This window comes from Treponema sp. R6D11 (assembly GCF_054786075.1).
Map to the genome: position 1 here is coordinate 1 of NZ_BDHD01000083.1, position 7,929 is coordinate 7,929.

6 protein-coding genes, 1 tRNA gene and 1 CRISPR repeat array are annotated in these 7,929 nt (G+C 41.7%); of the genes, 2 read left to right on the forward strand and 5 right to left on the reverse strand.

From position 1 onward, the window contains the following. The first annotated feature begins 1 nt into the window (after position 1). Positions 2 to 1,874: a CRISPR direct-repeat array (repeat unit 36 nt; unit sequence AATATAGTTTACTCGAAAAATTGGTCGGTCTGCAAC). Between the two features lie 618 nt (positions 1,875 to 2,492). Beyond that, positions 2,493 to 2,729, forward strand: coding sequence for a tautomerase family protein (locus ACYVTD_RS08145; RefSeq protein WP_461247279.1), 237 nt, complete (start codon positions 2,493 to 2,495; stop codon positions 2,727 to 2,729). Here the strand turns inward: ACYVTD_RS08145 and ACYVTD_RS08150 are convergent. From ACYVTD_RS08150 to ACYVTD_RS08165, 4 genes are all read right to left on the reverse strand, one after another. Then, positions 2,713 to 3,006 carry a DUF167 domain-containing protein gene (locus ACYVTD_RS08150; protein WP_461247280.1) on the reverse strand — a complete coding sequence of 98 codons (294 nt, stop codon included), beginning with the start codon at positions 3,004 to 3,006 and terminating at the stop codon, positions 2,713 to 2,715. The genes ACYVTD_RS08145 and ACYVTD_RS08150 overlap by 17 nt on opposite strands. 39 nt (positions 3,007 to 3,045) lie before the next feature. Next, complete coding sequence (locus ACYVTD_RS08155) at positions 3,046 to 3,930, reverse strand: MBL fold metallo-hydrolase (RefSeq protein ID WP_461247281.1); 885 nt, start codon at positions 3,928 to 3,930, stop codon at positions 3,046 to 3,048. A gap of 3 nt (positions 3,931 to 3,933) precedes the next feature. Continuing rightward, a tRNA-Leu gene (locus tag ACYVTD_RS08160) sits at positions 3,934 to 4,016 on the reverse strand. Positions 4,017 to 4,030: 14 nt separating this feature from the next. Next, positions 4,031 to 4,447, reverse strand: a complete 417-nt coding sequence (locus ACYVTD_RS08165; RefSeq protein WP_461247282.1) for a secondary thiamine-phosphate synthase enzyme YjbQ — start codon at positions 4,445 to 4,447, stop codon at positions 4,031 to 4,033. A 119-nt stretch (positions 4,448 to 4,566) separates the two neighbouring features. Between ACYVTD_RS08165 and fusA the strand changes: the two genes are divergently transcribed. Further along, positions 4,567 to 6,645, forward strand: coding sequence for an elongation factor G (gene fusA / locus ACYVTD_RS08170; protein ID WP_461247283.1), 2,079 nt, complete (start codon positions 4,567 to 4,569; stop codon positions 6,643 to 6,645). Between the two features lie 95 nt (positions 6,646 to 6,740). On the opposite strand, the gene ACYVTD_RS08175 is transcribed toward fusA, so the two are convergent. Beyond that, positions 6,741 to 7,929, reverse strand: a 1,189-nt coding sequence (locus tag ACYVTD_RS08175) for a citrate synthase (protein WP_461247284.1), incomplete at its 5' end; no start/stop codon positions are given.

The following is a 7,929-nucleotide window of genomic DNA, read 5'->3' on the forward strand; positions in this document are numbered from 1 at the left end:
TAATATAGTTTACTCGAAAAATTGGTCGGTCTGCAACTTGACGGCAAGGGATTGTTTATCGCTCCGAATATAGTTTACTCGAAAAATTGGTCGGTCTGCAACCAATGGCAATAGCAACAACAACAACGCGAGAATATAGTTTACTCGAAAAATTGGTCGGTCTGCAACCCCGAAAGCAAAACGCCCGGCCTTGTTTCTAATATAGTTTACTCGAAAAATTGGTCGGTCTGCAACGGCGGGTATGCTGGACACGGAAAACCCGGTAATATAGTTTACTCGAAAAATTGGTCGGTCTGCAACCAACGCCGCCGGATCGCATGACGTTGATTCAATATAGTTTACTCGAAAAATTGGTCGGTCTGCAACCGGCAGATGTTCCGTCCAAATTATCATTTTAATATAGTTTACTCGAAAAATTGGTCGGTCTGCAACTAACTTACAAAATATAACTTGTCAAGTATTAATATAGTTTACTCGAAAAATTGGTCGGTCTGCAACCGTTGGAGTGGGGTTATTGTCTACATTAAAATATAGTTTACTCGAAAAATTGGTCGGTCTGCAACGAGCAGTAATCCATACAACGGGTTGATTCGAATATAGTTTACTCGAAAAATTGGTCGGTCTGCAACAAAACCATTACATTATCTGAACCGCTTGTAATATAGTTTACTCGAAAAATTGGTCGGTCTGCAACGGGAATTGACCAGACAAAACAGAAACAACAATATAGTTTACTCGAAAAATTGGTCGGTCTGCAACTAAGCGACCTGAACCAAGCCCAGTTAATCCAATATAGTTTACTCGAAAAATTGGTCGGTCTGCAACACAACAGTCCGCAAAACTTTCAGAGCCGTAATATAGTTTACTCGAAAAATTGGTCGGTCTGCAACTAGCGGTAGTACGGATGTTATATTTAGGAAAATATAGTTTACTCGAAAAATTGGTCGGTCTGCAACAAAGAAGTTGAGTTTAATGTAAACAACGCCAATATAGTTTACTCGAAAAATTGGTCGGTCTGCAACACGGACGGCAAACTGCTGATACCCGAAGCAATATAGTTTACTCGAAAAATTGGTCGGTCTGCAACCCTCTTTTACAACGTCTCCGCTAGCCATTCAATATAGTTTACTCGAAAAATTGGTCGGTCTGCAACAGATGTACTTTTCATCATGTGTTTTAAACTAATATAGTTTACTCGAAAAATTGGTCGGTCTGCAACCGGAAGGAAGATTAAAACTCGTCCCCTTGTAATATAGTTTACTCGAAAAATTGGTCGGTCTGCAACAAGTGATTAACGCCAACGAACTTCTTGTAAAATATAGTTTACTCGAAAAATTGGTCGGTCTGCAACGACGCTTCCCGAAGGGGTACGCCGGTTGTAATATAGTTTACTCGAAAAATTGGTCGGTCTGCAACTGAACTGGCGGACGAAGGGACGGAAAGGCAAATATAGTTTACTCGAAAAATTGGTCGGTCTGCAACAATCAGAGCCGTACAGAACTTACCGCCGGAATATAGTTTACTCGAAAAATTGGTCGGTCTGCAACCTATCGATCCGTCCCAGTTCGTGAATTCCAATATAGTTTACTCGAAAAATTGGTCGGTCTGCAACACAGTGCTGAGGTTAATGCTATTTTTGACTAATATAGTTTACTCGAAAAATTGGTCGGTCTGCAACAGAGAAAATGATAAGAATCAGAAAAAAATAATATAGTTTACTCGAAAAATTGGTCGGTCTGCAACGGAAACAAACATGGTCTTAAAGGTTTATAAAATATAGTTTACTCGAAAAATTGGTCGGTCTGCAACAGCCCAAGCCATGGGAAACCGCCTGTCCAAATATAGTTTACTCGAAAAATTGGTCGGTCTGCAACCAATGGCACGAGTTATCATTTTTTTTGTGGCGTTAACGTTGCCTTCAAAGCGAATAGTTAATAAATCGTCTCTGGCTATTCTTTTAAACCCGTCATGAATGGTGATAAGTAACGGGTCGTCATTTTTATTAATCCCCATGCGAGAAAGGTCAAATCCAATATTGGCGTCATGATTAGGTCTCTTAAAAGTATGGTTTAATATTTCTCTGTACCAAGAAACTCTGTCGGCTTTTATCCAAAAATCCTTATATACTTTTTCTTCTGATATGTTTTCCTCCTTGTTTAAAATATTTTTATTAAATCGCTTGACAATATCGTCTTTTGTAAGTATATTTTTAGTAGAAGGTTCTTTTTTATGGCGAGGAGGCAATTGGCGCCGGCCCCATAATTGAGAGCCTTTGTTTTTTATGTATAGTATCTTTTGTTCGTCATTAATTTTTCCAAAGGAAATATGACAGTTTAATGTAAAAATACCAGTGATGTTCCGCTAAACGATAAGTTAAGCCATATATATCATATTTTAATTTCTTTCAGGGGGTATGTTATGACAAGATTTATACCCTATTGTACAAAAACACACCTATTAAGCTATAATAACCCTAAAAGGAGAGACACCCTATGCCCCATGTAATAATTAAAACAATCTCAGGTCCGTCAAAAGAGGAACTGCAAAAAGCGGCGGAGCAAATTGGCGATATTGTCAATAAGACTTTGGGGAAACCTAAAAAGTATATTTCGGTTTCTTTTGAAGAATATTCATTTGATGAATGGGAAGGCGTTTATAAAGAATTTATCAAAGATAAGGATAATCTGCTGGTAAAACCGGGTTATTCTGATCCTAAAACTTTTCAATAATCCCTTCCAACTTCGCCTTGCACTCAAGTGGCAACGCAATCGCTTTTAACCGAGATTTTTCACCGCTAAGAAACCGCAAATCCCGCTTGAGGCAATCAAGCGTTTTTGATAAAAAGTTTAGCAACTCGGCGTTTGCCTTGCCATCTTCGGGATCGGCGGCAAGGCGTATGCGCAGGCGTCCGTCTTTAATTCCGGCTAATTCAGTTTTTGACGCGCCAGGGACGGCTTTTATTTCCAATCTAATTCCGTCGCTTTCTAAACGAAAACAATTATTCATATTACTTTTATCCGCTTTTTCCGCAAAGAAGTCTTACTTCTACGCGGCATTGTTGTCGCATGGCGTAAATTCTCGCAGGGTGCAGGCGATTGTGGCTCGGGCGTTTGCGATAAATGCGTCCAGCGGTTGGTAGCTTAAAAGAGCTTCGCTTCCGTATTTTTTTTGAAACATATCGACCATTGTTTCCGGATCAATTTTTTTCTCATACATATCCAAAATAAAATTTTTGCAGGTTGTGGCTATTTCCAATGATTTATCAAAAAAAACATTTGCGTCTTTTTCATCGGCAATTCCTTTATGCGGCAGGGACAAATATTTATAAGGTACTTTGCGGCATTTTTCTATAGAATTAACCGTGTCAGTATAACTTGTCAGGTAAAGGGGATACACATTATCATCGGGCAGTAAAATTCCGGTTGACTCGCTTGTTATCAATAATTCAAGCTCTGGAATAAAAAAACTAAGAGCGTCCCTTGTGTGTCCGGGCGTTTCCAGTATTTTAACCGAAAGATCGCCAAGCGAAATAATATCGCCGTCTTTAACAATAACGTCCGCGTGAAAATCATCGTCACTGTATGAAGTATCAATTTTTGCGTTATATTCATTAGCCGCCACAATTGAAAGTTCCCTAATAACTCTGCGCGGAGTGTCTTTTAACAAAACAGCCGCACCGGCTTGCGATGTTACAAGTTTAAGCGATGACCATTCTTTCCTAAAGTAAGGTAGCGAGCCGATATGGTCGTAATGGGTATGCGTAATAAACAGATAATCCAGAGGTCTGCCTTTCAGAGCGTTTTTAACATTTTTTATTGTAGCATCCGCGCAATGAGACATACCGCAGTCAAATAATGCGGTATATTTTTCGCCAATAAGCAGGTTCCCTTCGCTTGTCCTATGCGCGATGCAATTAATATATCTTTCCATTTATACCGGCGATGAGACTTGAACTCATACATACTTGCGTACGGTAGATTTTGAGTCTACTGCGTCTGCCATTCCGCCACGCCGGCTCTATCTCACTATATCAATCCCCGATTATCTTCACAAGCACCCGCTTTCTGCGTTGCCCGTCAAACTCGCCGTAGAAGATCTGCTCCCAGGGACCAAAGTGCAATTTGCCGCCGGTTACGGCTACTACTACCTCGCGCCCCATTATTTGGCGCTTCATGTGGGCATCGGCGTTTACTTCGCCTGTATTGTGGCGGTAGCCGGAGACAGGCTCGTGGGGGGCGAGTTTTTCAAGCCAGACATCAAAGTCGTGATGTAAGCCGGACTCATCGTCATTGATAAAAACACTGGTGGTGATGTGCATGGCGTTTACAAGGCATAAACCTTCCTGTATGCCCGATTCGCTTAAAAGGGCTTCAACTTCGCCTGTAATATTGATAAATTCCCTCGGTTTTTTGGTGTTGAACCACAATTCTTTAGTTATTGACTTCATGGCTCATTATATGCCGTAGAACGCTCCTTTTCTAGCGTTTTTCTGTTTGTTTTTCTTGACAATACCGCCATGTCGGGGCAAAATAATATAGAAAGAAATATCAATAAAAGGAGTCTTTTGTGAGCCATTCAACAGATAAAATCAGAAATATCGCTATTGCGGGTCATGGTCAGACTGGAAAAACCACGCTTTTTGAGCATTTGCTGTTTGCGGGCGGGGTTATTGCCAAGGCGGAAACGTTGGAATCCGGTAAAACTACCAGCGATTATAGCCAGGAAGAAATCGAAAGAAAAATATCGATATATGCGGCATTGGGTCACATCGAAAAAGACGGGACTAAAATTAACCTTTTGGATACGCCCGGCTCGTCCGACTTTACAGGGGCTGTTATTTTAAGTTTTCGCGCGGCGGAATTTGCGCTGTTGACAGTAGACGGAAAATCAGGCGTTCAGATTGAGACTATTAAATTGTGGAGAAACCTTGATCAAAGGGGAAAGCCAAGAGGCGTTTTTGTTACAAAAATGGATAACGATCAAGCCGACTTTAACAGGACGTTGAGCGACATAAAAGAAAAATTTAAAGTTGAGCCTGTGGCGATTACACTGCCCATGGGAAGCGGCGGCAGTTATAAGGGAGTTATTGATGTTCTGCATGAGAAAGCGTACATCATGCAGGGCGAAGCTTTGGAAAAAGAAGAGGCTATTCCTGCCGAATTTAAAGACGCTGTTGCGGCGGCGCGTGAAAAACTGATAGAAGCGGCTGCTGAAGGCGATGATGGCTTAATGGAAAAATATATCGAAAACGGGTCTCTTTCCGCCGAAGAAATGAAAAAGGGTCTTATAGAAGCGCTTGCGGAAAATAAATATGTTCCCGCCTTTGCCGGCGCTCCTCTTAAAAATTCCGGCGTTCTTCCTTTAATCGGCTTTTTTGTTGATGTCTCTCCTAATCCGCGCACGGCAAAAGACGCGGTTCTTGACGCGGAAGGCAAGGAATCGCCCGTCGCCATCGATCCTGATAAACCGATGTCGGCGCTTGTTATTCGAACAAATTACGATCAATTCTCCGGTAAACTTTCATGGATAAAAATTATTACAGGAAAACTTGTTGCGGATACTGAAATGCTAAATGTTACTGAAAATAAAAAAGAGCGTATCGGGAAGCTTTATACTTGTCAGGGGAAAAAACTTGAAGAAGTAAGAGAATTGTCGGCTGGCGATATAGGCATTATTACAAAAGCCGCGACTTTAAAAACCAACGATACTTTGGCGGCGGCTGATACTAAAAACTTTGTCCACCTAAAACTGCCTGAGCCTGTTCATTCTGTCGCGGTAAACGCGCTTGCTAAAAAAGACGAGGACAAACTTGGCGAATTCCTTGTCCGCGCGGCGGAAGAAGACAAGACTTTCCGCTACCACTACAATGGAGAAACAAAAGAATCGGTAATTTCAGGAATGGGCGAATTACAGATAAATATTATTCTGGAAAAAATTAAACACAACCAAAAGATCGACGTGGAAACTCGTGTTCCAAAAATAGCCTACCGCGAAACAATTACAAAAAAAGCGGGCGCAGAATATACCCACAAAAAACAGACAGGCGGTCATGGGCAATACGGAAAGGTTGTATTGGAAATTGCTCCTCTTGCTCGCGGCGAAAAGTATCAATTTGTTAACGCCATTTTTGGTGGTGCTATTCCAAAAAACTTTATCCCAGGAGTAGAGAAGGGCATTGTTGAAGGAATGGCGCACGGCACTTTGGCGAGCTATCCTGTAGTTGATGTGGAAGTAAAACTTACAGACGGAAAACATCACCCTGTAGACTCCAATGAATTGTCGTTTAAACTTGCGGCGCGTAACGCTTTCCGCGAGGCGATGAAACAGGCAAACCCCACTCTGCTTGAACCAATTATGAATTTGACAGTCTTTATCGAAGAAAAATATTTAGGCGATGTAATGAGCGACCTTTCAGGAAAACGCGGCAAGATTCACGGGCAGGATTCCGCAGGCGGTATCGCGGAAGTAAAAGCGGAAGTCCCAATGTCGGAACTTTTACGTTATTCTATAGACTTGCGCTCAATAACTTCGGGAACCGGCTCTTTCAATGTGGATTTCAGCCACTACGCCCCAATCTCAGGACGCATAGCCGACGAAGTTATCAAAGCTCGCGAATCGTTCAAGGTACAAGAAGCGGACGAATGATGTAACTTTAAAAAACCTAAAAGGTTTTTTAAAGTTACTTGAAGAAAATCGCAAATACATTTGTGTAAAGATTTATTTTAGAGCGATTTTCTTCATCAACGCTCGTCTACGTCGGTGTACTTTAGGCGGGGTTGGACGCATTTGTAGGCGGGGCGGATTATCCTGCCGCCAGCGATAATTTCTTCTAATCGGTGGGCGCACCATCCGGCTATTCTGCTTATGGCGAAAATCGGGGTGTTTAAATCTTGCGGGATACCGAGCATTTTGTAAACAAAACCGGAATAAAAATCTACGTTGGTGCAGATGTCCTTGTCTGAGCCTTTTACCTTTTTAAAGACAATCGGAGTAAGTTTTTCTATCAGGCAATGAAGGTTAAATTCTTCTAACATTCCTTTTTCTTCTGCCAACGCTTTTGCCTTATCGCGTAACAGGCTTGCGCGTGGGTCTGTTATGGTGTAAACGGCGTGTCCCTGTCCGTATATCAGTTTTGATCCGTCGTAAGCCTGTCCTTTAAGAATTTTTTCAAGGTAGTCTGATACTTCCTTTTCGCTTTCCCAATTTTTAACATTCTTCATAATGTCGTCCATCATGCCGATAACTTTTGCGTTTGCCCCGCCGTGTTTAAACCCCTTTAGCGAACCGATGCTGGCGGCAATTGCGGAGTAGGTGTCTGTCTCGGAAGACGAAACAACATGAACTGTAAACGTAGAGTTATTACCGCCGCCGTGTTCAGCGTGAAGAACAAGGGCAAGATCCAATAACTGTGCTTCGTATTTGGTGTATTTCATGTCCTGCCTTATAAGCGAAAGAAATGTTTCCGCGCTTGATAATAACGGATCGGACGGGTGAATAATTAAACTTTCTTGTTCAAAGTGGTGTTTTTTTGACATATAAGAATACGCGGTAATTGTAGGAAGACGCGCGATAAGTTCTACGCATTGGCGCAGAACATTTTCAGGCGATTGATTTTCCGGTTCTTCATCATAAGCGTATAGGGCAAGTATGGAAGATGCCAATTTATTCATTATGTTGCGCGACGGAACTTTCATAATTACATCTTCTACAAAGTTTTTTGGGAGGACGCGGTTTTCTCCCAACAACTTGTTAAAGTTTTCAAGTTGTTTTTGGTTTGGAAGTTTTCCAAAGAGAAGAAGATATATCGTTTCTTCAAAACAAAAACGGTCGTTTTCTAGCGCTTCGGTTGTTATGTCTTCTACATCAATGCCTCTGTAGTAGAGTTTGCCAGGAATGGGGACTTTTTCCCCTTCATCGACAATGTAGCCG

What these genes read in the sequence shown, in the direction of transcription:
- ACYVTD_RS08145 (WP_461247279.1), top strand. Translation starts at nt 2,493, where the DNA reads ATGCCCCATGTAATAATTAAAACAATCTCAGGTCCGTCAAAAGAGGAA.
- ACYVTD_RS08150 (WP_461247280.1), bottom strand. Translation starts at nt 3,006, where the DNA reads ATGAATAATTGTTTTCGTTTAGAAAGCGACGGAATTAGATTGGAAATA.
- ACYVTD_RS08155 (WP_461247281.1), bottom strand. Translation starts at nt 3,930, where the DNA reads ATGGAAAGATATATTAATTGCATCGCGCATAGGACAAGCGAAGGGAAC.
- ACYVTD_RS08165 (WP_461247282.1), bottom strand. Translation starts at nt 4,447, where the DNA reads ATGAAGTCAATAACTAAAGAATTGTGGTTCAACACCAAAAAACCGAGG.